Origin of the sequence: Streptomyces sp. NPDC093252 (genome assembly GCF_040683675.1) — a bacterium.
In the GTDB taxonomy this organism is placed as follows: domain Bacteria; phylum Actinomycetota; class Actinomycetes; order Streptomycetales; family Streptomycetaceae; genus Streptomyces.
Window position 1 is genome coordinate 476,511 of record NZ_JBFBEM010000003.1, and the last position, 26,195, is coordinate 502,705.

The 26,195-nt window shown below is 72.7% G+C and carries 24 protein-coding genes, 1 pseudogene and 1 riboswitch; of the genes and pseudogenes, 11 read left to right on the forward strand and 14 right to left on the reverse strand.

What is annotated here, in order from left to right; genetic code table 11:
* Positions 1-41: 41 nt before the first annotated feature.
* Positions 42-701, reverse strand: a complete 660-nt coding sequence (locus AB0O01_RS08160; protein ID WP_365311639.1) for a maleylpyruvate isomerase family mycothiol-dependent enzyme — start codon at positions 699-701, stop codon at positions 42-44.
* 117 nt (positions 702-818) lie between these two features.
* Here AB0O01_RS08160 and AB0O01_RS08165 point away from each other — a divergent pair, with 117 nt between their 5' ends.
* Complete coding sequence (locus AB0O01_RS08165; RefSeq protein ID WP_365311640.1) at positions 819-1,502, forward strand: hypothetical protein; 684 nt, start codon at positions 819-821, stop codon at positions 1,500-1,502.
* 20 nt (positions 1,503-1,522) lie between these two features.
* Positions 1,523-2,011 (forward strand): annotated as a pseudogene (locus AB0O01_RS08170) (GNAT family N-acetyltransferase); the annotation flags it as partial.
* A gap of 10 nt (positions 2,012-2,021) precedes the next feature.
* Here AB0O01_RS08170 and AB0O01_RS08175 read toward each other — a convergent pair.
* Positions 2,022-2,288: a DUF4031 domain-containing protein gene (locus AB0O01_RS08175; protein ID WP_365311641.1), complete on the reverse strand. Its 267-nt coding sequence runs from the start codon at positions 2,286-2,288 to the stop codon at positions 2,022-2,024.
* A complete protein-coding gene (locus AB0O01_RS08180) occupies positions 2,285-2,734 on the reverse strand; it encodes a hypothetical protein (protein ID WP_365311642.1) in 450 nt (149 codons plus the stop codon). Before AB0O01_RS08180 ends, AB0O01_RS08175 begins: the two co-directional genes overlap by 4 nt.
* 76 nt (positions 2,735-2,810) lie before the next feature.
* On the opposite strand from AB0O01_RS08180, the gene AB0O01_RS08185 reads away from it, so the two are divergent.
* From AB0O01_RS08185 to AB0O01_RS08200, 4 genes are all read left to right on the forward strand, one after another.
* Positions 2,811-3,731, forward strand: coding sequence for a MurR/RpiR family transcriptional regulator (locus AB0O01_RS08185; RefSeq protein ID WP_365311643.1), 921 nt, complete (start codon positions 2,811-2,813; stop codon positions 3,729-3,731).
* 131 nt (positions 3,732-3,862) lie between these two features.
* A complete protein-coding gene (gene murQ / locus AB0O01_RS08190) occupies positions 3,863-4,798 on the forward strand; it encodes an N-acetylmuramic acid 6-phosphate etherase (RefSeq protein WP_365311644.1) in 936 nt (311 codons plus the stop codon).
* Positions 4,799-4,937: 139 nt separating this feature from the next.
* On the forward strand, positions 4,938-6,326 hold the full coding sequence (locus AB0O01_RS08195; RefSeq protein WP_365311792.1) for a PTS transporter subunit EIIC: 1,389 nt from the start codon (positions 4,938-4,940) through the stop codon (positions 6,324-6,326).
* Positions 6,323-6,892 (forward strand): hypothetical protein, encoded by a 570-nt coding sequence (locus AB0O01_RS08200; protein ID WP_365311645.1) that lies wholly within the window; start codon positions 6,323-6,325, stop codon positions 6,890-6,892. Before AB0O01_RS08195 ends, AB0O01_RS08200 begins: the two co-directional genes overlap by 4 nt.
* 71 nt (positions 6,893-6,963) lie before the next feature.
* Here AB0O01_RS08200 and AB0O01_RS08205 read toward each other — a convergent pair whose 3' ends face one another.
* The 6 genes from AB0O01_RS08205 to thrC all read right to left on the reverse strand — a co-directional run bounded on the left by AB0O01_RS08205 (position 6,964) and on the right by thrC (position 13,997).
* Positions 6,964-8,466: an MFS transporter gene (locus tag AB0O01_RS08205; RefSeq protein WP_365311646.1), complete on the reverse strand. Its 1,503-nt coding sequence runs from the start codon at positions 8,464-8,466 to the stop codon at positions 6,964-6,966.
* A gap of 106 nt (positions 8,467-8,572) precedes the next feature.
* Complete coding sequence (locus AB0O01_RS08210) at positions 8,573-9,457, reverse strand: metallophosphoesterase (protein ID WP_365311647.1); 885 nt, start codon at positions 9,455-9,457, stop codon at positions 8,573-8,575.
* A 352-nt stretch (positions 9,458-9,809) separates the two neighbouring features.
* Complete coding sequence (gene groL / locus AB0O01_RS08215) at positions 9,810-11,432, reverse strand: chaperonin GroEL (protein WP_365311648.1); 1,623 nt, start codon at positions 11,430-11,432, stop codon at positions 9,810-9,812.
* Positions 11,433-11,748: 316 nt separating this feature from the next.
* Entirely contained in the window at positions 11,749-11,952 is a 204-nt protein-coding gene (locus AB0O01_RS08220) for a cold-shock protein (RefSeq protein WP_004986573.1), read from the reverse strand.
* A 389-nt stretch (positions 11,953-12,341) separates the two neighbouring features.
* Entirely contained in the window at positions 12,342-12,620 is a 279-nt protein-coding gene (locus AB0O01_RS08225) for a MoaD/ThiS family protein (RefSeq protein ID WP_365311649.1), read from the reverse strand.
* Positions 12,621-12,713: 93 nt separating this feature from the next.
* Positions 12,714-13,997: a threonine synthase gene (gene thrC, locus AB0O01_RS08230; RefSeq protein WP_365311650.1), complete on the reverse strand. Its 1,284-nt coding sequence runs from the start codon at positions 13,995-13,997 to the stop codon at positions 12,714-12,716.
* 18 nt (positions 13,998-14,015) lie between these two features.
* Positions 14,016-14,197: riboswitch (SAM riboswitch) on the reverse strand.
* A 192-nt stretch (positions 14,198-14,389) separates the two neighbouring features.
* Between thrC and AB0O01_RS08235 the strand changes: the two genes are divergently transcribed.
* Positions 14,390-15,334 carry a glucosyl-3-phosphoglycerate synthase gene (locus AB0O01_RS08235; protein WP_365311651.1) on the forward strand — a complete coding sequence of 315 codons (945 nt, stop codon included), beginning with the start codon at positions 14,390-14,392 and terminating at the stop codon, positions 15,332-15,334.
* Between the two features lie 95 nt (positions 15,335-15,429).
* A complete protein-coding gene (locus AB0O01_RS08240) occupies positions 15,430-16,821 on the forward strand; it encodes a trehalose-6-phosphate synthase (RefSeq protein ID WP_365311652.1) in 1,392 nt (463 codons plus the stop codon).
* A gap of 376 nt (positions 16,822-17,197) precedes the next feature.
* On the opposite strand, the gene otsB is transcribed toward AB0O01_RS08240, so the two are convergent.
* The 3 genes from otsB to AB0O01_RS08255 are packed head-to-tail and all read right to left on the reverse strand — an operon-like array spanning position 17,198 to position 19,662.
* Positions 17,198-18,067, reverse strand: a complete 870-nt coding sequence (gene otsB, locus AB0O01_RS08245; RefSeq protein WP_365311653.1) for a trehalose-phosphatase — start codon at positions 18,065-18,067, stop codon at positions 17,198-17,200.
* Between the two features lie 29 nt (positions 18,068-18,096).
* Positions 18,097-18,393, reverse strand: coding sequence for a DUF3263 domain-containing protein (locus AB0O01_RS08250; protein ID WP_365311654.1), 297 nt, complete (start codon positions 18,391-18,393; stop codon positions 18,097-18,099).
* A gap of 39 nt (positions 18,394-18,432) precedes the next feature.
* Complete coding sequence (locus tag AB0O01_RS08255) at positions 18,433-19,662, reverse strand: extracellular solute-binding protein (protein WP_365311793.1); 1,230 nt, start codon at positions 19,660-19,662, stop codon at positions 18,433-18,435.
* A gap of 223 nt (positions 19,663-19,885) precedes the next feature.
* On the opposite strand from AB0O01_RS08255, the gene AB0O01_RS08260 reads away from it, so the two are divergent.
* From AB0O01_RS08260 to AB0O01_RS08270, 3 genes are all read left to right on the forward strand, one after another.
* Positions 19,886-20,854, forward strand: a complete 969-nt coding sequence (locus AB0O01_RS08260) for an ROK family protein (RefSeq protein ID WP_365311655.1) — start codon at positions 19,886-19,888, stop codon at positions 20,852-20,854.
* On the forward strand, positions 20,854-22,068 hold the full coding sequence (nagA, locus tag AB0O01_RS08265) for an N-acetylglucosamine-6-phosphate deacetylase (RefSeq protein ID WP_365311656.1): 1,215 nt from the start codon (positions 20,854-20,856) through the stop codon (positions 22,066-22,068). Before AB0O01_RS08260 ends, nagA begins: the two co-directional genes overlap by 1 nt.
* Before the next feature lie 346 nt (positions 22,069-22,414).
* Positions 22,415-23,377 carry a 1-phosphofructokinase family hexose kinase gene (locus tag AB0O01_RS08270; protein WP_365311657.1) on the forward strand — a complete coding sequence of 321 codons (963 nt, stop codon included), beginning with the start codon at positions 22,415-22,417 and terminating at the stop codon, positions 23,375-23,377.
* On the opposite strand, the gene AB0O01_RS08275 is transcribed toward AB0O01_RS08270, so the two are convergent.
* Positions 23,367-24,323 (reverse strand): carbohydrate-binding protein, encoded by a 957-nt coding sequence (locus AB0O01_RS08275; protein WP_365311658.1) that lies wholly within the window; start codon positions 24,321-24,323, stop codon positions 23,367-23,369. The genes AB0O01_RS08270 and AB0O01_RS08275 overlap by 11 nt on opposite strands.
* A gap of 130 nt (positions 24,324-24,453) precedes the next feature.
* Positions 24,454-26,130 (reverse strand): diguanylate cyclase CdgB, encoded by a 1,677-nt coding sequence (gene cdgB, locus AB0O01_RS08280; protein WP_365311659.1) that lies wholly within the window; start codon positions 26,128-26,130, stop codon positions 24,454-24,456.
* Positions 26,131-26,195 lie beyond the last annotated feature (65 nt).

Here is a 26,195-nt window from a genome sequence, read left to right on the forward strand (position 1 = left end):
GCATCCGGCCATCGGCCGTCCCGGGTGTCCGCCGGGCGGGCTCACCCGTAGATGTTCAGCTCCGCCGCCGAGGCCCCGATCAGTTCGAACTCCGCCCCCCGCACCGACCGCCCCGAGCACAGCCGGACGAGGGTGGGCGCGTCGCCGAGGAAACGGGCCGGCGGGCGCTGTCCGTCCGGCTCGCCCAGCAGCAGCGGCTCGTCCCGGTCGTCGAGGTCGGCGTGCAGCGCGACCTTGCCCTTCTCCCGGCTGATCTGCGCGAGCAGGGTCAGCGCGTCCGGCAGCCCGGCGCCCCCGTACGCCCCCGGCTCGCCGAGCGCCTCGCGCACATCGCCCGCGTGCACCCACTCCCCGAGGCCAATCCCGTCCAGGATCCCGCCCGCCCTCGCGATGACCGGCCCCGCCTCGGACATCCCGCGCTCCAGCTCGTCCACGATCCCCTGCGGGGACAGATGGGACAGCGCCTCGATGTCCCGCTGGTTCGCGGACGGCGAGAACACGCCCTTCTCGTACCGGCTCTCCACCACCCGGGACAGCACCGAGGCGCAATGCGCCAGTGCGTCCCGGACCGTCCACTCCGGGCACGCCTCGGTCAGGATCCCGAAGTCCGCGTCCGCCCGGCCCCGCAGCAGCGGCACCAGCGCGTCCCGCTCCACCGCCAGCAGCCGCCCCGGCACCTCCGGATCCCGTACGGCCCCCACGGCCCCCGCAGCACCCTGAACCCCATGCACACCGTGCACACCTTTGTCTGTCATGGCCCCCAACCTAGGCACAGGGCGGAGCCGAAGAGCACACCCCGGCAGGGAGAGAATGACCGCATGGCCGATCCCGACGCCCTGCGCGCCCGTTTCGCCGCCGCCCTCACCGGGGCCCGCGGCGGGGCGGACGGACCCGATCCGCTGCCGTACGCCGATCACCTGCTCGCCCGCTGGAACGAACCCTGGCGCCGCTACCACACCCTCACCCACCTCACCGCGGTCCTCGACCACCTCGACGGGGTGCTGGCGGGCCACGCCGCCGATCCGGACGCCGTACGGCTCGCGGCCTGGTTCCACGACGCCGTGTACCGGCCGGAGCGGGACGGGAACGAGGAGCGGTCGGCCCGGCTCGCCGAGCGGGCGCTGGCGGAGGCCGGGGTCCCCGGGGCGCGGACCGCCGAGGTGGCCCGGCTGGTCCGGCTGACCACCGGTCACGACCCGGCCCCGGACGACCCCGACGGACAGGCCCTGTGCGACGCCGATCTGGCGATCCTGGCCGCGCCCCCGTCCGCGTACGCCGCCTACACGGCCGCCGTCCGCGAGGAGTACGCCTTCGTCCCCCCGGACGGCTTCCGGGCCGGACGCGCGGAAATCCTCCGCGGCCTCCTCGCCCTCCCGGCCCTCTTCCGCACCCCCTACGGCGCCGAGCACTGGGAGCGCACCGCCCGCTACAACATCGCCGCGGAGATCGACCTCCTCACCCCCATCGCTCCCAACGACCCCCCGGAAGGACCCCGCCCATGACCGAACCGGCGACGGCCCCCGCCCGCCTCACCCTCCACCCCGTCTCCCCCGCCACCGCCCGCGCCCTCGCCACCGGCGGCGACGGCGGCTTCACCTGGGCCGGGGGCACGCCCTTCGAGGGCACCCGGGTGGCCGCCGGAATGCTGGTCAGGGCGGACGAGGCGGGGGTGTACCGGCCGGGGTTCGGGCTGTACGTCCTCGTCCGGCACGACGACGGACAGGCGCTCGGCGCCATGGGCTTCCACGGCGCGCCCGACGAGGACGGCCGGGTGGAGATCGGCTACGACCTGGTCGAGGCGGCCCGCGGCCGGGGGTACGCCACCGAGGCGCTGCGCGCGCTGGCCGCCGACGCCCTCGCCCGCCCCGGCGTCCGCTCCCTGTTCGCCACCGTGGAACCGGACAACCTCTCCTCGCAGGCCGTCCTCACCCGCGCCGGTTTCACCCGCGCCGACGACCCCGCCGACACCGATGCCCCCCTGCTCGCCTACGAGCTGCGCGGCGGACGGTGACCGGAAGGGCTCACCCCCGCCGCCCCTTGGGCCTGCGCAGGCCCGCGCCCGTCAGCAGCCGCACCACCTCCCGGCTGCTCACCTCCCGCGCGCCCGCCCGCACCGCGTCCCGGTAGCGCTCGGACGGCAGGTCGTAGTGGTCGCGTTCGAAGGCCCTGGGCGGGACGCCCAGCCCGGCCGCGAAGAGATGGAGTTCGGCGTAGGAGGCGTCGCTGATCAGATGCGACCAGAGGCGACCGTGGCCCGGCCAGGTGGGCGGGTCGATATAGATCGTCACGCCCCGGACCCCGCCCCACCCGACTCACCGGACCCACCGAACTCACCCGACTCACCTACGGGTCCCAGCGCGCCCAGCGCCGCGACCTTCACCCCCGCCTGGTGGCACACCCAGTGCGGGTCGGGGCCCAGCTCCGGTTCGATCTCCAGGGCGTGCGGGTCGCCGGAGGCGCACACCGGGCACAGCGGCCAGCGCCCGTAGCGGTCCAGCAGCGCGTCCTGGACGTCCTGCGCGACCAGCCCGGCGACGAATCCGGCCCCGTCCGGCCACTGCTCCACCCACCAGCGCCGCTCCCGCACCGCGTCCTCGACCAGCGACACCACGTCCGCGTCCGCCACCTCACCGGCGGCCAGATCCGCCAGCACCAGCGCGCGGGCCGTGTGCAGGGCCTGTTCCAGGGGGCTGACGGGCCGGGACGGGGGCGGGGATGCTGAGTGCGGAGCCATACCCCCCATTGTGCGTACCCCGCGCTCTCTTGACCCGCCCCCGTCCCGAAAATATCTTTCAGGAGTGACCCAGGACGTGAAGGAAACTTTCACCCCCGCTTCCCCCACCTCCCCCACCGCCCCTGCCTCCCCCGCACCCGGCGCCCTCGCCGCCAAGGTGCGCACCCTCGGCCCCTCGATGACCCGCTCCATGCAGCGCGTCGCCGAGGCCGTCGCCGGGGACCCGGCCGGCTGCGCCGCCCTCACGGTCACCGGTCTCGCCGAACTCACCGGCACCAGCGAGGCGACCGTGGTCCGCACGGCCCGGCTGCTCGGCTACCCCGGCTACCGCGATCTGCGCCTCGCCCTCGCCGGGCTGGCCGCCCAGCAGCAGTCCGGCCGCGCCCCCGCGATCACCACCGACATCGCCGTGGACGACCCCATCGCCGAGGTCGTCGCCAAACTCGCCCACGACGAGCGGCAGACCCTCGCCGACACCGCCGCCGGACTGGACACCGTCCAGCTCGGCGCCGCCGTCGCCGCCGCCGCGACCGCCCGCCGCATCGATGTCTACGGCATCGGCGCGTCCGGACTGGTCGCCCAGGACCTCACCCAGAAGCTGCTGCGGATAGGGCTCATAGCCCACGCCCACTCCGACCCCCATCTCGCCGTCACCAACGCCGTCCAGCTCCGCGCGGGCGATGTCGCCGTCGCCATCACCCACTCCGGGACGACCGGGGACGTCATCGAGCCGCTGCGGGTCGCCTTCGAACGGGGGGCCACCACCGTGGCCATCACCGGGCGGCCGGACGGCCCGGTCACCCAGTACGCCGACCACGTCCTGACCACCTCCACGGCCCGGGAGAGCGAGCTGCGGCCCGCCGCGATGTCCTCCCGGACCGGACAGTTGCTGGTCGTGGACTGTCTGTTCGTCGGCGTGGCGCAGCGGACGTACGAGACGGCGGCGCCCGCCCTGGCCGCGTCCTACGAGGCCCTGGCCCACCGCCACCGCCGTTAGGGCGTGCCCCGGAACGCCCAGAAGCGGGACGCCCGGAACTGGGACGCCCAGAACCGGGACGACGCCCGGAACCCGTCCATGGCCCACAACTCGCCGATGGCCCACAACTCGCCGAAAGAGCCCCCGCCACCATGACCCCCACCTCCCGACCCCACACGCTCCGCACCGAGTTGGAGTCCCTGACCACCGAGGCGTTCCGGCCGGAGCTGGCCGGGATCGACCGGCTCGACACCCTCGCCCTCGCCACCCTGATGAACGGCGAGGACGCCACCGTCGCCGCCGCCGTCGCCCGTCAGCTCCCCCGGATCGCCGCCGCCATCGACGCCGTGGCCGACCGGATGGGCCGCGGCGGGCGGCTGATCTACGCCGGGGCCGGGACCGCCGGACGGCTCGGGGTGCTGGACGCCTCCGAGTGCCCGCCCACCTTCAACACCGACCCCGGCCAGGTCGTCGGGCTGATCGCTGGCGGCCCGGACGCCATGGTGACCTCGGTCGAGGGCGCCGAGGACTCCCCCGAGCTGGCCCGCGCCGACCTGGACGCGCTCAGGCCGACCCCGGCCGACACGGTCGTCGGCGTCTCCGCCTCCGGCCGCACCCCGTACGCCCTCGGGGCGGTCGGGCACGCCCGTGCCCTGGGCGCGCTGACCGTCGGGCTGTCCTGCAACCCGGGCAGCGCGCTGGCCGCCGCCGCCGAGCACGGCATCGAGGTGGTCGTCGGACCCGAACTCCTCACCGGCTCCACCCGGCTGAAGGCGGGCACCGCCCAGAAACTGGTCCTCAACATGTTCTCGACGATCACGATGATCCGGCTGGGCAAGACCTACGGGAATCTGATGGTGGACGTGCGCGCCTCCAACGAGAAGCTGCGCGCCCGCTCGCACCGGATCGTCGCCCTGGCCACCGGCGCCCGCGACGACGAGATCGAGCGGGCGCTCACCGCCACCGACGGCGAGGTCAAGGACGCCGTCCTGACCATCCTCGCCGGGGTGGACGGCCCCACCGCCGCCCGCCTTCTGGAGGAGTCCGGCGGCCATCTGCGCGCCGCGCTCGCCGCCGCCGCCCCCTGACCCGCACCCTCGGGAGGTGCGTACCGACCCCTCCGCCACCGACCCCTCAGAGACCGGCCCTTCAGCGGCTGGCCCTTCAACGACCGGCCCCGCCGCGCTCGCCGCCGCCCTCCTCCCCCTCCTCGGCGGCCCGGCGAACATCACCTCCGTCGCCCACTGCATGACCCGGCTGCGCCTCGGCCTCGCCGATCCCGCGCTGGCCGACGAGCCCGCGCTGCGCGCGCTGCCCGGCGTCCTCGGCACCGTCACCGACGGGGACTCGTACCAGATCGTGCTGGGGCCGGGGGTCGTCGCCCGGGTGACGGCGGAGTTCGAGACCCGGATGAGGACGGCCACCGCCGCCGATCTATCCGCCCCCGGCACCTCCACCGCCCCCGGTACCCCCACCGCCGCCGGTACCCCCACCGCCGCCGACCTCTCCGCCCGCGGCGAGCGGATCCGCGCCGGGCGCCGGGCGCGCAACGCCACCCCCGCCAAGACCGCCCTGCGCCGGATCGCGAACATCTTCGTCCCGCTGATCCCCGCCCTCATCGGCTGCGGCATCCTCGCCGGGCTGGCCGGGCTGCTGCGCAACGCCGGGTGGCTGCCCGGGGTGACCCCGGCGCTGACCGCCGTCGCCTCCGCCTTCATGGCGCTGATCGCGGTCTTCGTCGGCTACCACACCGCGAAGGAGTTCGGCGGCACCCCGATCCTCGGGGGCGCGGTCGCGGCGGTGGTGGTGTACCCCGGGGTCGCCCAGGTGACCGCCTTCGGTGTGACCCTCGCCCCCGGCCAGGGCGGCGTCCTCGGCGCCCTCGCCGCCGCGCTGCTCGGCACCGTCGTGGAGAAGGCGTGCCGGGGCCGGATCCCGGCCGCGCTCGATGTCCTGCTCACCCCCACCCTCACCGTCCTGATCGCGGGCCTGGCCACCCTCTACGGCCTGATGTACGCGGCCGGGGCCGTCGCCGCCGCCCTCGGCACCGCCACCGACTGGCTGCTGAGCACCACCGGCGCCCTCGCCGGACTCGTCCTCGGCGGGCTCTTCCTCCCCCTGGTGATGCTGGGCCTGCACCAGGCCCTGATCCCGGTCCACGCCACCCTGATCGAACAGCAGGGCTACACCGTCCTCCTCCCCCTCCTCGCCATGGCGGGCGCCGGCCAGGTCGGCGCCGCGGCGGCCGTCTACGCCCGCCTGCGCGCCGACACCTCCGTGCGGACGACGATCAGATCGGCGCTCCCGGCCGGACTCCTCGGCGTCGGCGAACCGCTGATCTACGGCGTCTCCCTCCCCCTCGGCCGCCCGTTCCTGACGGCGTGCGTGGGCGGGGCGGCGGGCGGGGCGTTCATCGGGGTGTTCGCGATGCTCGGGGTGAGGGTCGGGGCGACCGCGATCGGCCCGTCCGGCTGGGCCCTCTTCCCCCTGCTGGCCGGGAACCGCGGCCTCGGGGCGACGGCGGCGGTGTACGCGGGCGGCCTGGCCACCGGTTACGCGGCCGGTTTCCTCGCCACCTACGCCTTCGGCCTGCGGCATACGACACTGGACCCATGAACCACGCCCAGCTCACCGCCCTGGGCCGTGCCCTCCGACTCGTCGGCGAGCACGGCGAAGCCCTGACCGGGACGACCCCGGACGCCAAGCTGCACGAGATCCGCGTCGATCTGCGCCGCGCCCTGGACCTGCTGGAGGAGGGCGTCAGCACGGCGGCGCCGACCACCCGCTGCGCCGAGCACCCGGGCGGCCCGGTCGACGAGAGCGCGCCGGATCTGTGCCTGCTGTGCGAGACCCGGCGCCGGGCGGCCCGCCGCGCGGAGTTCAACGGCCCGGCGGGACCGGCGGGACCCCCCGCCCAGGCCCCCTCCCGCTACGGGGTGCGCGGCGACCGGCCGCAGCCCCAGCAGCGCTGGCTGCCGGAGCTGTGGAACGGCCAGGAGTGGCAGTTGTGCGGCACCCCGCGCCGCGACCGGCACGAGGCGGAGCTGTATCTCGCCGCCCAGCGCCGCGGCTCCCGCCCGGCGGCGGCCTACCGCCTGGTCCACGAGTTCACCGACTACGAGGTGCTCCGGGTCTGGGGCACCCCGGTCCGCACGGACATCGAGCCGCTGGGGAACCTGTAGGGCCGGTCACTGCGTCCAGCAGCCCGCCGACCGGATCCCGGCCGCGCCGCTGGGCAACCCGTGGCCGCCGGTCACCCCTCGCGGACGGCCTCCGCGCCCGCCGCGTCCTCAGCCGAGGCCGCCCGCAGTGTCCCGGCCCCCACCGCGTCCGCCGCCTCCACCCGCCTGCCGGGCAGGAACGCGGCGACCGCGAACGCCAGCAGCGCCGCGCCCGCGCCGACCGCGAGCACCGTACGGAAGCCGTCCCGCGAGGGCAGCGCGACCGACCCGAACGACGTGGTCATCTGGGCCAGGATCACCCCGGCGAGCGCGCTGGCGAAAGAGGTGCCGATGGAGCGCATCAGCGTGTTGAGGCTGTTGGCGGCGGCGGTCTCGGACGGCTCCACGGCCCCCATGATCAGCGCGGGCATCGAGCCGTAGGTGAAGCCGATCCCGGCGCCGATGACACAGGACACCAGCACGAAGTGCCAGACCTCGGACATCAGGGCGATGCACAGCCCGTATCCGGCGGCCACGATCAGGGCGCCGATCATCAGGGTCGTCTTGGGCCCCCTGGCCTTGGTGACCAGGGCGGAGACGGGCGCGGTGGCCATCATCACCAGCCCGGAGGGCGCCATCACCAGCCCGGCGGCCAGCATGGACTGCCCGAGGCCGTAGCCGGTCGCGGCCGGCATCTGGAGGAGCTGCGGCATCACCAGGGACATGGCGAACATGGCGAAGCCGACCGCGATCGAGGCGAGGTTGGTGACCAGCACCTGGCGGCGGACGGTGGTGCGCAGATCGACCAGCGGCTCCCGGGTGCGCAGCTCGTAGCCGCCCCACACCAGCAGCACCAGCACGGCGGCGGCGAACAGACCCAGGGTGGTGCCGCTGGTCCAGCCCCAGTCGGCGCCCTTGGACACCGCGAGCAGCAGACAGACCAGCCCCACCGCGACCCCGACGGCACCGAGCACGTCGAACCGCCCGCCCGTGCGCACCCGCGACTCCGGGACGAGGGCGAGCACCAGCGCCCCGGCGACCACGCCGAGCGCGGCGGAGGTCCAGAACAGGGTGTGCCAGTCGAAGTTGTCGGCGATCAGGGCGGCGGCGGGCAGTCCGAGGGCGCCGCCGACGCCGAGCGAGGCGCTCATCATGGCGGTGGCCGAGGCGAGCCGCTCGGCGGGCAGTTCGTCGCGCATGATGCTGATGCCGAGCGGGATCACCCCGGAGGCCAGCCCCTGGAGCACCCGGCCCACGACCATCGGGGCCAGCGTGTCACTGAGCGCGGCGACGACCGACCCGGCGACCAGCAGGGCGACGGAGACCAGCAGCATCCGCCGCTTGCCGTACATGTCCCCGAGCCGCCCCATCACCGGGGTGGCCACGGCCGCCGCGAGCAGGGTCGCGGTGACGGCCCAGGCGGCGTCGGACGCGTTCGCGTCCAGCAGCTTCGGCAGCTCCGGGACGATCGGGATGACCAGGGTCTGCATCAGCGCGACGACGATCCCGCTGAAGGCGAGGACCACGACGACGGCCTGGCTCCGCGGCGGTGCCGCGCCCCCGGTCGCGGGGGTGGGGGCGAGCGAGTGGGACATGTCGGAGCCTCCGTCGGGACATCACCAGACCATTGACCGAGGCAACGATAATTCTCTTGCTTGAGTTACTCAAGAAACACAGCTCAGCGGGCGGCGCCACAGGGGGCTACCGCACCCAGCCCCGCGCCTCGATGGCATCCAGCACCTGGTCCTCGTCCAGCTCGTAGACGGTCTCGTGGGCCCGGGGGTCACGGGCGTGCAGGGTGTGGAAGAGCGGCCCCGCTGCCCCGCCGACATCGACCACCGACGCGGACGCCCCCCGCACGGCCCGCTCGGCGCCGGGGCGGGCGGTGAGGTCGACGCGGTGGACCACCGCCGGGCCGACCCAGACCGGGATCGAGGCGAGCAGCCCGAGGAGCTGGAGATGGAAGTGCCCGGTCAGCACCACCCGGACATCGCTGCCGCGCAGCACCTCCGCCAGCGAGCGCGGATTGCGCAGCCCGAAGGCGCGCTGGTTGTCGACGTCCATGGCGATCGGCGGATGGTGGAAGGCGACGATCGTGCCGCGCTCGGCGGTGGTGCGCAGCAGATCGTTCAGCCAGTCCAACTGAGCGTCGCTGAGACCGCCGTAGACCTGGCCGGGGACGAGGGAGTCCATGGTGATGAACCGGTAGCCGCGCACCACACTGACCGCGGCCTTCTCGCCCTCGGCGGAGGAGAGGACCGTTTTGGCACCGTCCGAGCCGTCGACCGCGAGATGCCCGCTGCCGAGCACCTTCCCGAAGGCGGCGCGGTCGTCGTGGTCGCCGGTGGTGAAGAACAACGGCACCCCGAGCTGCGCCGCGAACCCCCCGATCAGCTCCCTGGCCACGGTGTACGACTCCGCCGTGCCGTCGTCGGCGATGTCCCCGGTGACCATGATCGCGTCGACCCCGCGCTGATGTCGCAGCTCGCCCAGCATCAGCCGCAGCGATTCGGTGGCGTCGACGCCGTGCCGGTTGGGTCCGGCGGTCCGCTCGATATGAGTGTCGGACAGATGGAGGATCCGCATGGCGGCACGCTAGCGACGCCCCCGCCCCGGCGTGCGGCGTATGAACAGGAATCCCCCTCCGGGGGCAGCCGAATTGACAGGGTTTGCCGAGGGAATGTGCCGGACGGGTTTTCGGGTGCGGGCCCGGTGGGGGCCGCTCGCGCAGTTCCCCGCGCCCCTGAAAAGACCCGGCGCTCACGCCCTGTCTTTCAGGGGCGCGGGGAACTGCGCGAAAAGCGACCACCCACCCGCACCCGCCCCCGAATCCCGCACCCCCTCCCCCCTAGGCGCCCCGGGAAACACCCAAGGGCGGCACCCCCGGTCTCCCGGAAGCACCGCCCTCGAACGAAAGGACGTGATCGACAGCAGCCGATCAGAAGTCCATGTCACCACCCGGCATCCCGCCACCGGCAGGCGCGGCGGCCTTCTCCGGCTTGTCGGCGATGACGGCCTCCGTGGTCAGGAACAGCGCGGCGATCGACGCGGCGTTCTGGAGCGCGGAGCGCGTCACCTTCGCCGGGTCGATGATGCCCTCGGCGATCATGTCCACGTAGTCACCGGTCGCGGCGTTGAGGCCGTGACCCGGGGTGAGGTTGCGGACCTTCTCCACCACGACGCCGCCCTCAAGACCGGCGTTGACGGAGATCTGCTTCAGCGGAGCCTCCAGCGCGAGCTTGACCGCAGCCGCGCCGGTCGCCTCGTCACCCTCCAGCTCCAGCTTCTCGAAGACCGAGGAAGCCTGGAGCAGCGCCACGCCACCACCGGCGACGATGCCCTCCTCGACGGCCGCCTTGGCGTTGCGCACGGCGTCCTCGATGCGGTGCTTGCGCTCCTTCAGCTCGACCTCGGTCGCGGCACCGGCCTTGATGACGGCCACGCCGCCCGCGAGCTTCGCCAGGCGCTCCTGGAGCTTCTCGCGGTCGTAGTCGGAGTCGGAGTTCTCGATCTCGGCGCGGATCTGGTTGACCCGGCCGGCGACCTGGTCCGAGGACCCGGCGCCGTCGACGATCGTGGTCTCGTCCTTGGTGATGACGACCTTGCGGGCCCGGCCGAGCAGGTCCAGGGTCGTGTTCTCCAGCTTGAGGCCGACCTCCTCGGAGATCACCTCGCCGCCGGTGAGGATGGCGATGTCGTTCAGCATCGCCTTGCGGCGGTCACCGAAGCCCGGGGCCTTGACGGCGACGGACTTGAAGGTGCCGCGGATCTTGTTGACGACCAGGGTCGACAGGGCCTCGCCCTCGACGTCCTCGGCGATGATCAGCAGCGGCTTGCCCGACTGCATGACCTTCTCCAGGAGCGGGAGCAGGTCCTTGACGTTGGAGATCTTGGAGTTCGCGATGAGGATGTACGGGTCCTCCAGCGACGCCTCCATGCGCTCCATGTCGGTGGCGAAGTAGGCGGAGATGTAGCCCTTGTCGAAGCGCATGCCCTCCGTCAGTTCGAGCTCCAGACCGAAGGTCTGGGACTCCTCGACGGTGATGACGCCTTCCTTGCCGACCTTGTCCATGGCCTCGGCGATCAGCTCGCCGATCTGGGTGTCGGCGGCGGAGATGGAGGCGGTGGAGGCGATCTGCTCCTTGGTCTCGACCTCCTTGGCCTGGTCGAGCAGCGCACCGGAGACGGCCTCGACGGCCTTCTCGATACCGCGCTTGAGGGCCATCGGGTTGGCGCCCGCGGCGACGTTCCGCAGACCCTCCTTGACCAGCGCCTGGGCCAGGACCGTAGCCGTCGTCGTGCCGTCACCGGCGACGTCGTCCGTCTTCTTGGCTACTTCCTTGACCAGCTCGGCGCCGATCTTCTCGTACGGGTCTTCGAGCTCGATCTCCTTGGCGATGGAGACACCATCGTTGGTGATCGTGGGGGCGCCCCACTTCTTCTCAAGGACGACGTTGCGGCCCTTGGGGCCGAGGGTGACCTTGACGGCGTCGGCGAGCTGGTTCATACCGCGCTCAAGGCCGCGCCGCGCCTCCTCGTCGAACGCGATGATCTTGGCCATGTGAAGTGGTCCCTCCAGGACTGGGGGTGATTCTTCGGACCGCGCCCGCGCCCGCGACGGACGGCTCGCTCACCTCGTGGATCCTTGCCCCACCCGGCTTGCGGCCTCACCGACCCGGTCCTTCGTTGTCACTCTCACCTTCAGAGTGCTAACGCCAATGATTAGCACTCGCCCTAGGAGAGTGCAAGCGCCTGCCGTGATCCACCGCCCCGGGACGGGCCCTCCCCGGGCCTGTCCCGCCCCCTCCGGGACGGCCCCCGGGCAGCCGGAAGGGCCCGCACCCAGGTGGGTGCGGGCCCTTCCGAATCAGAAACGTTCAGGCGGTGACGCGAACCATATCGGCCTGCGGGCCCTTCTGGCCCTGCGAGATCTCGAACTCGACCCGCTGGCCCTCTTCCAGGGTGCGGTATCCGTCCATCTGAATGGCGCTGTAATGGACGAAGACGTCCGCACCACCGTCGACCGCGATGAAGCCGTACCCCTTCTCCGCGTTGAACCACTTGACGGTGCCCTGAGCCATGCCTAACTCCCCTATTACTGGCCCTTGCACAGATCCACACTTCGCGGATCCGGGTCATACCTCGCACCCCGATGGGTTGGGGGCGTGCGCCGGAACGCGTCGACCGCGGCCGAATGTATCTGCCCAACTGCCCTCTGCAACAGGTCAATCGGACGAGAAATCCAGGCAGGACCGGTCGGGAATTTCTGGAGAATTCCCCAGAGTTCGGGGCAAGTCGGGCCCGACAAAGAGAACTAAAGACGCAAAGAAGCCACACACTTTGGCTACTTCTCATCGCTGCTTCGGAAACGGGAACGGCAGCGGTTCCCCAACTCTACCGCGCCTAACCATGCAGAATTGCCCCCTCCGTTTCTCTCACGGAGGGGGCAATGGAAAGAACCGTGCGTAACTCAGCAGCCGCCGGCCACGGCGGGGATGATCGAGACCCCGGCACCGTCGGGCGTGGCCGTCTCCAGCCCCTGCTCGAAGCGCACATCGTCATCATTGACGTACACATTCACGAACCGCCGCAACTTGCCCTGATCATCCAGAACCCGGGCGGCGATCCCGGTGTGCTTGGCCTCGAGGTCGGCGATGACCTCTCCGAGGTTGGTCCCCTCGGCGGCGACTTCGGCCTGCCCACCGGTGTAGGTACGCAGAATGGTCGGGATACGAACGGTGACGCTCACTTCAAACCTCCGGTCAGACAAACGCCCCAGGGGCGCGGGGAACTGCGCGACCGGCCCCCACCGGGCCCGCAGACGAACAACAAATCCAAACGGTCAGACAAGCCCCGCGTCGCGGAACGACTCCAGACTCGGCCGGATCGTCGCCGTGAGCCCCGCGTCCGCCACCGCGTCCAGCGTCTTCAGCCCGTCCCCGGTATTGAGGACCACCGTGGTCAGCGAGGGATCCAGCACCCCGCTCTCCACCAGCTTCTTCGTCACCCCCACGGTCACCCCGCCCGCCGTCTCGGCGAAGATCCCCTCCGTCCGGGCCAGCAGCCGGATGGCCTCCACCACCTGTGCGTCGGTGACGTCCTCCACCGCTCCCCCGGTCCGCCGCGCGATGTCCAGCACATACGGGCCGTCCGCCGGGTTGCCGATGGCCAGCGACTTGGCGATGGTGTTCGGCTTCTGCGGGCGCACTACGTCGTGCCCGGCCTTGAACGCGGCCGACACCGGCGAGCAGCCCTCGGCCTGGGCGCCGAAGATCTTGTACGGGCGGTCCTCGACCAGCCCGAGCGCGATCAGCTCCTTCAGCCCCTTGTCGATCTTGGTGAGCTGGGAGCCGGAGGCGATCGGCACCACGATCTGGTCGGGCAGCCGCCACCCGAGCTGCTCGCAGATCTCGTACGCCAGGGTCTTGGAGCCCTCGGCGTAGTACGGCCGCAGATTGACGTTGACGAAGCCCCAGCCCTCGCCGATCGGGTCGCCGATCAGCTCGGAGCAGAAACGGTTCACGTCGTCGTAGTTGCCGTCGATGCCGACGAGCTGGCCGCCGTAGACCGCGGCCATGACGACCTTGCCCTGCTCCAGGTCGTGCGGGATGAAGACACAGGAGCGGAAACCGGCGCGGGCCGCGGCGGCGCCCACCGCGCCGGCCAGGTTGCCGGTGGAGGAGCAGGACAGGGTGGTGAAGCCGAAGGCGCGGGCCGCCTCCAGGGCCTGGGCGACGACCCGGTCCTTGAAGGAGTGGGTGGGGTTCCCGGAGTCGTCCTTGACGTAGAGCGGGCCGGTGATGCCCAGCTCGCGGGCGAGGTTGTCGGCCTGGACGAGCTTGGTCCAGCCGGGGTTCAGATTGGGCTTGTCCGCCACGTCCGCCGGGACCGGCAGCAGGGGGGCGTAGCGCCAGATGTTCGCGGGGCCCGCGGTGATCCGCGCACGGAGTTCCTCGGTGTCGTAGCCCGAGAAGTCATAGGCGATCTCCAGCGGGCCGAAACACTCCTCGCAGGCGAAGAGGGGGCCGAGCGGGACGCGATGGCCGCATTCGCGACAGGAGAGCGCGGCGGCGGGTCCGAGATCGACGGTGGAATGTGCGGTGGTGGCGACAGTCTGCACAGCCATGGGAGGCGAGGCCCTTTCTCCTCATCTTCCTCACGACGCATCTCGCCGTGAGACGGATTTGGCACCTTCCCTAGCCGGGAGCCTCGCGGAGACGATCGTCACGTCACACCGAAACCGTCGGTGGACTGATCGCTACGAGACCGGCTGGAGGGTTGCCGGGGCTTCATCGGGCCGTTTCCCTCTGCCCCTCTGGATGAGCAATATGTGGTTGTTCATGCGGTTGTCTGAGCGGTTGTGGATGCTGCGGACCCCCGACATGCGATGGTCATCAGCGTTGTTCAAGACTGTAACCGAAGGCCAGCACAGTTGAGATAGTCGTCCGAACCGCGAGATGGATCACATACGGGTACGAGACACTCCCGAGTGGTCCGAACAGTGAGGAGCCGCAGACCGTGGTGGAAGAAGTCGAGCGCTGGCTGATGACCCGCACCTGGTCCCTGTCCGACCGCCCGCTCCATCGCATCATGGCCGCCAAGCGCGCCACCGGCCAGTCGGTCAGCGTGGTGCTGCCCGCGCTGAACGAGGAGGCGACCGTCGGCGACATCGTCACGGTCATCCGCCATGACCTGATGGAGCGGGTCCCGCTCGTCGACGAGATCGTCGTCGTGGACTCCGGCTCCACCGACCGCACCGCCGAGGTGGCCGCCGCCGCGGGCGCCCGGGTGGTGCACCGGGACTCGATCCTGCCCCGGATCCCGGCCGTCCCCGGCAAGGGCGAGGTGCTGTGGCGGTCGCTGCTGGTCACCGGCGGTGACATCGTCTGCTTCATCGACGCCGACCTGAGGGACTTCTCGTCGGACTTCGTCTCCGGCATCGTCGGCCCGCTGCTGACCGAGCCGGGGGTGGATCTCGTCAAGGGGATGTACGACCGTCCGCTCGCCGGGGCGGCCGGGCAGGGCGGCCGGGTGACCGAGCTGATGGCCCGCCCGCTGCTGAATCTGCACTGGCCGCAGCTCGCCGGTTTCGTCCAGCCGCTGGGCGGCGAGTACGCGGCCCGCCGCTCGCTGCTGGAGCAGTTGCCCTTCCCGGTCGGGTACGGGGTCGAGCTGGGCATGCTGGTGGACTCGCTGCACCTGGTCGGCCTGGACGCGCTGGCGCAGGTCGACGTGGGGGTGCGCAAGCACCGGCACCAGGACGGGCAGGCGCTCGGCCGGATGGCCGCCGCGATCTACCGCACCGCGCAGCTCAGGCTGGCCCGCGGGCATCTGGTGCGGCCGTCGATCACCCAGTTCGAGCGGGGTGAGGACGGCTTCGAGGCGCGGACGTACTCGGTGGACACCGAGGAGCGCCCGCCGATGGCGGAGATCGCCGAGTACGCGGCCCGGAAGGTGGCCTGAGCAACGACGATGTGACGGGGTGGCCGTATACGGCGGGTGGGCATGTGCCGGAACCGTACGTTTGAGCGTTTACAGCGCGGGCTAGGTTGAGGCGTATGGCCGCAACCTCTCCCGGCGCCGCGCGCGTACTGGTCGCTTCCAACCGGGGTCCCGTGACGTACGCCGTGCGCGGTGACGGGACCCTCGACGCCCGGCGCGGAGGCGGGGGGCTGGTCTCCGGGCTCTCCGCGATCGGGCCCGAGGCCGACGCCCTGTGGGTGTGCTCCGCGCTCGGCGACGGCGACCGTGAGGCGGTCCGGCGCGGGGTGGGCGAGCCGGGCGTGCGGATGCTGGACATCCCGGCGGACATCCACGCCGACGCGTACAACGGCATCGCGAACTCGGTCCTCTGGTTCGTCCACCACATGCTCTACCAGACCCCGCTGGAGCCGCTCTTCGACGCGGAGTTCCGGCGCCAGTGGGCGTCGTACGAGACGTACAACCGCGCCTTCGCCGGGGCGCTGGCCGAGGAGGCGGCGGAGGGCGCGGCGGTTCTCGTCCAGGACTACCACCTGAGCCTGGTCCCGGGGATGCTGCGGGCCCTGCGGCCCGATCTCCGCATCGGCCACTTCTCCCACACCCCCTGGGCGCCGCCCGAGTACTTCCGGATGCTCCCCGACGACATCGCCGGGCAACTGCTGCGCGGGATGCTCGGCGCGGACCGGCTGGGCTTTCTCACCCGGCGCTGGGCGGACGCGTTCACGGCGTGCTGCGAGGCGTTCGCGGGGGGCACGGGCGGGACCGGGATCGGGGTGCACGGGCTCGGCGCCGACGGGGACTTCCTGCGGCGGCGCTCGCACGAGCCGGATGTCGCCGAGCGGATGGCGGTGCTGCGAGAGCGGATCGGCGGGACGGACCGGCGGACGATCGTCCGGGTGGACCGCACCGAGCTGTCCAAGAACATCGTGCGGGGGCTGCTGGCGTACCGGCAGTTGCTGGACGACCACCCACAGTGGCGGGAGCGGGTGGTGCACATCGCCTTCGCGTACCCCTCCCGGCAGGACCTCGCGGTGTACCGGGAGTACATGGCCGAGGTGCGGCGGCTGGCGGAGGAGATCAACGCGGAGTACGGGACGGCGGGGTGGACGCCGGTGCTGCTGCATCTGGAGGACGACTTCGCGCGCTCCCTCGCCGCCTACCGGCTGGCGGACGTGGCCCTCGTCAACCCCATCCGGGACGGGATGAACCTGGTCGCCAAGGAGGTGCCGGTCGTCTCCGACGAGGGGTGCGCGCTGGTGCTGTCGCGGGAGGCGGGGGCGTGGGAGGAGCTGGGGGAGGACGCGGTGGGGGTGAATCCGTACGACGTGGTGGGGACCGCGGGGGCGTTGCACGCGGCGCTGTCGATGTCGGCGGGGGAGCGGGGGGAGCGGACGAAGCGGTTGGCTGCCGCGGGGACGGCGTTGCCGCCGGGGCGCTGGTTCTTGGACCAGCTACGGGCCCTGGGGTGACCGTCCCGGTGGTGCGGGTGCGGGTGCGTGGTCGCTTTTCGCGCAGTTCCTCCCCCAGAGGGGGTACCCCCAGCGCCCCTGAAGGGTGGGCAGGTGCGGGTGCGTGGGGGTGGGGGTCCTTCGCGCAGTTCCCCGCGCCCCTGAAGGGCTGGGTGGGCGAGTGCGGGTGCGTGGGGGCTGGTCGCGCAGTTCCCCGCGCCCCTGGGGGGGGTGGCCCTCCCGTCGGTCGGCAGGAGCGCCCCATAGGGGCGCGGGGAACTGCGCGAAAAGCGACCACCGACCCGCACCCGACAACGGCGCTGCCCCTTCCAGGGGCGCGGGGAACTGCGCGAAGAGCACCCACCGGGCCGCACCCGGCGACGGCGCCGCGGCGCGGTCAGCGCAGCGCGGCTGCCAGTGAGGTCAGCAGACGCACCACCCCCGGAGGGCCCCCCACCACCACATCCGCCCGCTCCCGCAGCCGCGGCACCTCATCGCTCCCGCTGCACACCAGCACCCCCGGCACCCCCTCCCCCCGCAGCGCCTCCACCGCCGCGTACGCCGGGAGGTCGCCGAGGTCGTCGCCCGCGTAGAGGACCGAGCCCGCGCCCGTCTCGCGGACGTGCTCCGTGAGGGCGACCCCCTTGTCCATGCCCGGGGGGCGCAGTTCCAGCACGAGACGGCCCGGCTCGACCATCAGGCCGTGCCGCGCGGCCAGCGCGAACAGCGGCTCGCGCAGGGTGTCGAACGCCGCCTGCGGATCCGGTGCCCGGCGGGTGTGCACCGCCAGCGCCCTGCCCTTGTCCTCGATCCACGCCCCCGTCCGCCCCACCACCCCCGGCAGTTCCTCCCGTACCGCCGCGACCCCCGGCGGCGGCTCCGGCGCCGTCACCTCCCCGGTCGCCGCGTCCCACCGCTCCGCCCCGTACGCGCCCAGGACGACCAGATGGTCCAGGCCCGGCACCCCCGCGAAACCCCCGTACCGCACCGCCACCTCCGCCGGGCGGCCGGTGATCACGGCGATGGAGGCGACCTCGGGGGCCAGCGCCACCAGCGCGGCGAGGGCGTCGGGGTGGGCCCGCGCCAGCGCCGGGTCGGAGACGATCGGCGCGAGCGTACCGTCGAAGTCGAGGCCGATCACCGCCCGCCCCGGCGCCGCCAGCAGCGCCCGCACCCCCTGCCGCCCGGCCTCGGTGACCGGCGTCGGAAGACCACCGGTGGCGGAATCGGTCGCGGAGTCGTTCGCGTCACTTTCGTGGCTGCCCATGGCACCCGAGCCTAGCCAGGCCCGGCCCCTCAGCGCTCCGCGCGCCGCGACTGGCGGACCCTTCTGAGCCGGTTGACCGTCACCGGGTCGTGGGCCAGGGCTCTGGGGTCGTCGAGGAGGGCGTTGAGGAGCTGGTAGTAGCGGACGGGGGCGAGGCCCAGTTCCTCGCGGATCGCCCGCTCCTTCGCGCCCGGCCCGGGAAAGCCGCGCCGCTCCAGGGCCAGCACCCGCCGCTCCCGGTCACCGAGCGACGCCTGCGCCCGGTCACCGGGCGACTCCTGCTCGGGCACATCCCCGTCCCCGGCCCTCTCCCCTTCCCTTTCCATGACCCCACCGTAGCCCCGGCCACCGACAACCGGTCGTCGCTAGCGGCTCTCCGCTCTCAGGGCCGTCGACTGGAGTTGCTCCAGGACCGCCGCGGGGTTGCCGCCGGGGGCGACCGCGGTGCCGATCTCCGTCTTGACCTCGGCGCTCACCGTCGCCCAGGACGTCCGGCTGACCGGATACAGCTCGGAGAGGGGGAGTTCGTCGAGGAAGGGCCTGAGGTCGGCGTCCTCCTTCGCGGCGGTCATGATCTCGGACGCCGAGTCGGTCACCGGCAGCAGGTCGTAGCGGCGGGAGAAGTCGAGGACATTGCGCTCGCTGTAGACGAAGTTGAGGAACTCGCCGATCTGGTCCCGGTGGCCCCGCTCCTTGAAGGCCATCATCCAGTCGGCGACCCCCATGATGGCCTCGCTCGCGCCCTCGACGCCGGGCATCGGGACCATGCCGAACTCCACGTCCTTGGCGGCGGCCATCTTCATCAGGGACGGATGCCCGTTGAGCATGCCGACCTCGCCGTTGGCGAACGCCTCGAAGGCGTCCGCGCGGTTCAGCTTCCCCGGTGCGACCGGCCCGGTCAGACCCTCGCCGACGAGTTCGTCGCGCAGCCAGGTGATCGTCTCGACGTTCTCGGGGGAGTCGATGGCGTAGGAGCCGTTGGTGTCCACATAGCCGGCGCCTCCGCTGAGCAGCCACTGCATGGTCTCGGCCTGGGCCTCCTCCGCGCCGAGCGGCAGCGCGAACGGGTACTTCACGCCCCCCGCCTTCAGCTCCCCGGCGGCGGTGGCCAGTTCCTCCCAGGTGGTGGGCGGGGTGAGACCGGCGTCCTGGAAGAGGGACTCGTTGTAGAAGAGCAGCCGCGTGGAGGCGGCGAACGGCATCCCGTACTGCACCCCGTGCACCTGCCCGGCGAGGGCGAACTGGTCGGCGAAGTCCGCCTGGACGGGTATGGAGAGCAGGTCACCGGCCTGGTAGAGCAGATCCTGATCGGCGTAGTCGGCGTACGCGCCTATCTGCGCCAGGTCCGGCGGGTCCCCGGCGTCGACCATCTCCTTGACCTCGCGGTCGACGTCGGTCCAGGCGTGCACCCGGACATCGACGGTGACCCCCGGATGATCGGCCTCGTAGCGCTCGACCAGGCCGTCCCAGTACTCCTCGGAACCGTTGCCGGAGCTGTCGCCGTAGTCGGCGGCGACCAGGGTCAGGGTCACCTCGTCGGGGCCCCCGACCCCGCACCCGCCCAGGACCGCCGTCAGGCCCGCCACGGACACCATCGCGATCATTGCCGTTCTGCGCTGCCGCACTGTCGTGGTTCCACCCTGTCGTCTAGTGGCCCGTACCTGCGTGGCCGGGAACCTGCCGCGGCGCGTCCGGTCCCTGGTGCGTACCGTGTGCCGCTCGTGCCGTTCGCCGGCCGTACGGATTGTGGTCGTCACGATTTTGGTCGTCCCGTTGACGAAATCAAGGTCTACACCACGTGAATGGACTAGACCTCTTATGGGTCAACGGGTCACACTGTCCCACGTGAGACACGTCATCGCCCTCGATGTGGGCGGCACCGGGATGAAAGCCGCCCTGGTCGGGGCGGACGGCACGCTCCTGCACACCACGCGCCGGGCGACCGGACGCGAGCGCGGACCGGACGCGGTCGTCGAGACCATTCTCGATTTCGCCGCCGCGCTGCGCGCGCACGGGGAGGAACGGTTCGGCGAGCCCGCCGTGGCCGCCGGTGTCGCCGTGCCCGGGATCATCGACGAGGCCGAGGGCGTCGCCGCCTACGCGGCCAACCTCGGCTGGCGTGACGTACCGCTGCGCGCGCTGCTCACCGACCGGCTCGGGGTGCCCGTCGCCCTCGGGCACGATGTGCGCGCCGGCGGTCTCGCCGAGGGGCGGATCGGTGCCGGGCGGGGCGCCGACCGCTTTCTGTTCATACCGCTGGGCACCGGCATAGCGGGCGCCATCGGCATCGACGGCCGGGTGGAGGCGGGCGCCCACGGCTTCGCCGGGGAGATCGGCCATGTCGTGGTCCGGCCCGGCGGGACCCTCTGCCCCTGCGGGCAGCGCGGCTGTCTGGAGCGGTACGCGTCCGCGTCCGCCGTCAGCGAGGCATGGGCCGGGGCGGCCGGTGACCCGGAGGCCGACGCCGCCGACTGCGCCAAGGCCGTCGAGGCGGGCGACCCGCGCGCGCTGGCCGTCTGGCGGGAGGCGGTGGACGCGCTGGCCGACGGCCTGGTCACCGCCCTCACCCTGCTGGACCCGCGCACCCTGATCGTCGGCGGCGGGCTGGCCGAGGCGGGGGAAACGCTGTTCACACCGCTGCGGGACGCCGTCCGGCAGCGGGTCACCTTCCAGAAACTGCCGTCGATCGTCCCGGCGGCCCTGGGCGACTCGGCCGGCTGCCTGGGCGCCGGGCTGCTGGCCTGGGATCTGCTCACCGCAACTGACCTCAAGGAGGAATCGGCCTGATGGCAATCGCCCCAGGGACGCGGGGAACTGCGCGCACGTCCCCCGCCGGCCCGCAGCCGCCGCACCACGTCCAGGTCCTCACCGGCGCGCGGGTCGTCCTGCCGTCCGGCGTGGTGGACGCCGGTGAGGTGACCGTCGAGGGCGACCGCATCGCCGCCCACGCCCCCGCCGGCGCTCCGCGCGCCGACGCCGCGGGCCACTGGCTGGTGCCCGGCTTCGTCGACCTCCACAACCACGGCGGTGGCGGCGCCTCCTTCACCTCCGGCACGGTCGAGGACGTCCTGACGGGCATCCACACCCACCGGCTGCACGGCACCACCACCCTGGTCGCCTCCACCGTCACCGGGGAGCTGGACTTCCTCGCCCACCGGGCCGGGCTGCTGGCGGAGCTGGCCGAGCAGGGCGACATCGCCGGGATCCACTTCGAGGGGCCGTTCATCTCCCCGTGCCGCAAGGGCGCCCACGCGGAGGACCTGCTGCGCGACCCCGACCCGGCGGATGTCCGCAAGCTGATCGACGCGGCCCGCGGCCACGCGAAGATGGTCACCCTGGCCACCGAACTGCCGGGCGGGCTGGACTCCGTACGGCTGCTGGCCGAGCACGGGGTGATCGCGGCCGTCGGGCACACCGACGCGACCTATGAGCAGACCGTCGAGGCGATCGACGCGGGCGCGACCGTCGCCACCCATCTCTTCAACGCCATGCCGGTCCTCGGCCACCGCTCCCCCGGCCCGATCGCGGCGCTGCTCGAAGACCCCCGGGTCACGGTCGAGCTGATCAACGACGGCACCCATCTCCACCCGGCCGCCCTGGAACTGGCGTTCCATCACGCGGGCGCCGACCGGGTCGCCTTCATCACCGACGCGATGGACGCGGCCGGTTTCGGCGACGGCCGCTACATGCTGGGCCCGCTGGCGGTCGAGGTCAGCGAGGGCGTGGCCCGGCTGGTGGAGGGGGGCTCGATCGCCGGGTCCACCCTCACCCTGGACCGGGCCTTCAAGCGGGCGGTCACCGTGGACCGGCTCCCGGTCGGCGCGGCCGTCCAGGCCCTGTCCGCCAACCCGGCCCGGCTCCTGGGCCTCTCGGACAGCATCGGCTCACTGGAGCCCGGCAAGTACGCCGACCTGGTGCTGCTGGACGAGGAGTTCGAGGTCCGCGGGGTGATGCGACGCGGCGAGTGGATCGTGGACCCCGCCCTGCCGCAGTCACCGTAGGGACCGGCCTCCGGCCACTTCCGGGGGCCTCGGCAACGGCAGGGGCCCCCGACAACCCGGCGACTTCGGCAGCCCCGTCAGCCGTCCTCGCTCCGGTGGCCCCGGTCACTCCGGTGCGCCTACGGGTCGCGCAACACCGGTCGCCCAGCAAGCCCCCGCGCCGGCCCAGCAACCCCGGCGGGCCTCACGCGGCCCGCCAGCTCCGCCCGCCCCAACACCCCGGCTCCGGCCGGAAAATTCCTGGTGGCGGCGGCTGTCGCGGGGCTGGGCCGGTGGGCGGGTTTTTGGCATGATCGAGTCAGCGGCGCAGATGGCTCGCGCATGTTCCCGGGGGAGGTCGGGCCTGGTGATTCTCACGGTCACCCTCAACACCGCGCTCGATCTCACCTACCGGGTCCGCGCGCTGCGTCCGCACGGGTCGCACCGGGTGTCGGAGGTGGTCGAACGGCCGGGCGGCAAAGGGGTGAACGTGGCCCGGGTGCTGGCCGCGCTCGGTCATGAGGCGACGGTCACCGGTTTCGCGGGCGGGGCGACCGGCCGCCAGGTGCGGGACGCGCTCACCGCGGTCCCCGGGGTGAGCGACGCGCTCGTCCCCGTCTCCGCCGCCACCCGCCGGACCGTCGCCGTCGTCGACGAGACCACCGGCGACACCACCCAGCTCAACGAACCCGGCCCGACCGTCACCGCCCAGGAGTGGACCGCGTTCCAGGAGATGTACCGGGAGTTGGTCGCGGCGGCGTCGGCGGTGGCGCTGTGCGGCAGCCTGCCCCCGGGCGTTCCGGTGGGCGCGTATGCCGCGCTGGTGCGCACCGCACGGGCCGCGGGGGTGCCGGTGCTGCTGGACACGGGCGGGGAGCCGCTGCGGCGGGGGGTCGCCGCCCGCCCGGACGTCGTCAAGCCGAACGCCGATGAGCTGGCCGAGCTGACCGGCTCCCACGATCCGCTGCGCGCCACCCAGGACGCCCGGCGCCGGGGCGCCCGTGCCGTCGTCGCCTCGCTGGGGCCGGACGGGCTGCTGGCGGTGACCCCGGAGGGCCGCTGGCGGGCCACGACGCCCGTGCGGCTGCCCGGCAATCCGACCGGCGCGGGCGACTCGGTGGTGGCGGGGCTGCTGTCGGGGCTGGTGGAGCAACTGCCCTGGCACGACCGCCTGATCCGGGCGGCGGCCCTGGCCGCGGCGACCGTACGGTCCCCGGTGGCGGGCGAGTTCGACCGGCGGACGTATGACGAACTGCGGGGGCGGGTGGCGGTGAGCGGGGAGGCCGGCGCGGCCCGACCGGGACCGGTCCGCCCCGCCGTCAGCTCTTGACCTGGCCCTTCTTCAGCCAGAGCTGGTCCAGCAGCACATCGCACTTGTCGCCGTCGTTGCAGGACACGGAGAGGGTGTTGGTGCCCTTGTTGAGGGTGGGCCAGGCGTAGGTCTCGGTCCAGGCCTTGGCGGGGTCGTCGGAGCCGGTGAAGTTGGAGAGGTTGAGCTTGCTGCCGAAGGGCTTGCCGTTGACGGTGAGGGTCATCGACTGGTCGTCACCGGCCGCGCTGTAGCGGGCGAAGACCGTGTAGGTGCCGTTCTCCGGGATGCCGTTGACGGTCCAGGTGACGGAGGAGCCGACCTGGTTGAGGCCGCCGACGTACACCCCGCCCTTGGCCTGGGCACCGCCGACCTCGGTGGCGGTCGCGGCCGTCCCGGCGAACTGGAGCGTCTGGGCGTCGGCCAGCGGCAGTTCCTCCTCGGCGGCGGCGCTGTCCTCGGCGGAGGGGGTCGGCCCGTCGGACTCCTGCTGCTGGGTGGGGGTGGAGTCGGCGGCGGTGTCACCGCCCGGCTCCTCGTCGTCCCCTCCCATCATGGCCACGCCGATACCGATGACGACCGCGGCGACCACCGCGAGCGCGCCGATCAGCAGGCCCTTGGTGTTGGGACCGCGCCCCCGGCCGCCCCCGCCCCCGCCGCGCGCGGGCTGCTGCGGCGCGGTCGGCGCTCCGGCGCCGGGGAAGGTCTCGGGCGCCGCGTAGTGGGCGCTGGGCTGTCCGTACGCCCCCTGCTGCGGCGGCACCCCGCCGCCGCCGTACGACGGCGGTCCGGCCGGGGCCTGCTGGCCGTACTGGCGCTCGCCGACCGTGCGCACTCTGTTGACCGAGTTCGGGTAGCCGTAGCCGCCGGACGGGGGCTGGGCGCCGTTGGCCTGCCCGTCGGCGTAGAGGTAGCCGAACGGGTCGTCGTCCTCGGGCGTGCTCGCGCCGTTGTTGCCGGGCGTCATCCCTTGGTACTCCTCAACAGATGCGGAAGGAACGAAAGACAGCGGTGTACAGGGCTAAGAATGGCGAGCCTACCCCGATCGTGTGGCCCGAACGGGTGACTCGTCCCGCATCACACCACTGACCTGCGGCTCATCCCGCGCGCCGGTGCTGTTTGGGACGAGATCGTTTCTCGACGTACATCCGCTCGTCGGCGGACTTCAGGACTTCGTCGGCCGTCATCCCGCAGTGGGCCCAGCCGATGCCGAAGCTGGCGCCGACCCGTACGGCCCGGCCCTCGGCCCGGATGGGCTGGATGATCTCATTGCGCAACCGTACGGCGAGATCCTGTGCGTCGGCCCGGCCGAGTCCGTCGGCGAGGATCACGAACTCGTCGCCGCCGAGCCGGGCGACGGTGTCGCCGTCGCGGACCTGGCGGGACAGGCGCCGGGCGACCTCGATGAGCACCGCGTCGCCCGCGTTGTGCCCGAAGCGGTCGTTGATGGACTTGAAGCCGTCGAGGTCGCAGAAGAGCACCGCGAGGCCCTTGGTGCCGTCGTCGTGCTCGCCCTCCGGGGCGGCGGTGTGCACATGGTGGTCGTAGCCGTCGAAGCTGTCGGGGACCTCGCCGGGGGTGTCCGGGCGGTAGTCGAAGCCGTGGCCGTTGGCGTCGAAGGCGGGGTGGCCGTAGGCGGCGTCCATGGCGTCGACGGCGCCGGGGTGGGCGGCCTGGGGGCGGGCGCAGAGCCGGGAGGCGAGCCGGGAGCGCAGTTCGGCGGAGTTCGGCAGGCCGGTGAGGGAGTCGTGGGAGGCGCGGTGGGCGAGCTGGAGTTCGCGCCGCTTGCGTTCCTCTATGTCCTCGACATGGGTGAGCAGGAACCGGGGGCCGTCGGCGGCGTCGGCCACCACCGAGTTGCGCAGCGAGACCCAGACATAGGTGCCGTCCCGGCGGATCAGGCGCAGTTCGGCCCGGCCGCCCTCGGCGGAGGTGCGCAGCAGGGTGCCGATGTCCTCGGGGTGGACCAGGTCGGAGAAGGAGTAGCGGCGCATCGAGGAGGCCGGGCGGCCGAGCAGCCGGCAGAGCGCGTCATTGCTGCGCAGTATGCGTCCGTGCTGGTCACCGCCCATTTCGGCGATGGCCATCCCGGACGGGGCGTATTCGAACGCCTGGCGGAAGCTCTCCTCGCTGGCGCGCAGCGCCTGCTGGTCGCGCTCCAGTCTGACCAGTGCCCGCTGCATATTCGCGCGTAGACGGGCGTTGCTGAGGGCGATGGCCGCCTGGAAGGCGTACATCTGGAGCGCCTCGCGGCCCCAGGCGCCGGGGCGGCGGCCGTTGCGCGGCCGGTCCACGGACAGGACGCCGATCAGTTCGCCGGAGGCGGCGCCCTGCTGGGCGGTGGGGGCGTACATCGGGGCGAAGAGCCGGTCGGCGGGGTGCCACTCGTCCGCGAAGCGGGGGGCGGGGCCCTCGGTGTGCCACTGGGGGACGTCGTCGTCGTCGAGGACCCAGCCCTCGGTGTGCGATATGAAGATCAGGTCGCCCCAGGTCTCGCCCATGCCCAGCCGGCGTTCCCAGGAGGCGCGGGAGCCGACCCGGCCGGTGATCAGGGCCTCGGCGGCGGGGTTCCCGGAGAAGGCGGCGACGACCAGATCGCCGTCCGGCCGGACCAGGTTCACACACGCCAGCTCGTACCCGAGGGCGTTCACGACCCCGTCCGAGACGGTCTGAAGGGTGTCGGCCAGGCTCCGGGCCGTGTTCATGTCGGCCATGACCTGGTGCAGTTGCCGCAGGGATGCAAGACGGACGTAGGGCTCCGACTCGGTCTCCATGCTCGCCTCCCCCCGAGATCTCGCAGCGCGTCAGACGTAATCAGCGAATCAAGGGTTGTCCCCGG

Bases quoted from the DNA above. Each gene is read 5' to 3' on its own strand.
- AB0O01_RS08255 (WP_365311793.1), bottom strand. From the start codon at position 19,662: ATGGTGTCCGTGGCGGGCCTGACGGCGGTCCTGGGCGGGTGCGGGGTC.
- AB0O01_RS08205 (WP_365311646.1), bottom strand. From the start codon at position 8,466: ATGTCCCACTCGCTCGCCCCCACCCCCGCGACCGGGGGCGCGGCACCG.
- otsB (WP_365311653.1), bottom strand. From the start codon at position 18,067: ATGGGCAGCCACGAAAGTGACGCGAACGACTCCGCGACCGATTCCGCC.
- AB0O01_RS08200 (WP_365311645.1), top strand. From the start codon at position 6,323: ATGAACCACGCCCAGCTCACCGCCCTGGGCCGTGCCCTCCGACTCGTC.
- AB0O01_RS08260 (WP_365311655.1), top strand. From the start codon at position 19,886: ATGGGTCAACGGGTCACACTGTCCCACGTGAGACACGTCATCGCCCTC.
- AB0O01_RS08220 (WP_004986573.1), bottom strand. From the start codon at position 11,952: ATGGCTCAGGGCACCGTCAAGTGGTTCAACGCGGAGAAGGGGTACGGC.
- murQ (WP_365311644.1), top strand. From the start codon at position 3,863: ATGACCCCCACCTCCCGACCCCACACGCTCCGCACCGAGTTGGAGTCC.
- AB0O01_RS08180 (WP_365311642.1), bottom strand. From the start codon at position 2,734: ATGGCTCCGCACTCAGCATCCCCGCCCCCGTCCCGGCCCGTCAGCCCC.
- AB0O01_RS08210 (WP_365311647.1), bottom strand. From the start codon at position 9,457: ATGCGGATCCTCCATCTGTCCGACACTCATATCGAGCGGACCGCCGGA.
- thrC (WP_365311650.1), bottom strand. From the start codon at position 13,997: ATGGCTGTGCAGACTGTCGCCACCACCGCACATTCCACCGTCGATCTC.
- AB0O01_RS08165 (WP_365311640.1), top strand. From the start codon at position 819: ATGGCCGATCCCGACGCCCTGCGCGCCCGTTTCGCCGCCGCCCTCACC.
- AB0O01_RS08250 (WP_365311654.1), bottom strand. From the start codon at position 18,393: ATGGAAAGGGAAGGGGAGAGGGCCGGGGACGGGGATGTGCCCGAGCAG.
- cdgB (WP_365311659.1), bottom strand. From the start codon at position 26,130: ATGGAGACCGAGTCGGAGCCCTACGTCCGTCTTGCATCCCTGCGGCAA.
- nagA (WP_365311656.1), top strand. From the start codon at position 20,854: ATGGCAATCGCCCCAGGGACGCGGGGAACTGCGCGCACGTCCCCCGCC.
- groL (WP_365311648.1), bottom strand. From the start codon at position 11,432: ATGGCCAAGATCATCGCGTTCGACGAGGAGGCGCGGCGCGGCCTTGAG.
- AB0O01_RS08240 (WP_365311652.1), top strand. From the start codon at position 15,430: ATGGCCGCAACCTCTCCCGGCGCCGCGCGCGTACTGGTCGCTTCCAAC.
- AB0O01_RS08275 (WP_365311658.1), bottom strand. From the start codon at position 24,323: ATGACGCCCGGCAACAACGGCGCGAGCACGCCCGAGGACGACGACCCG.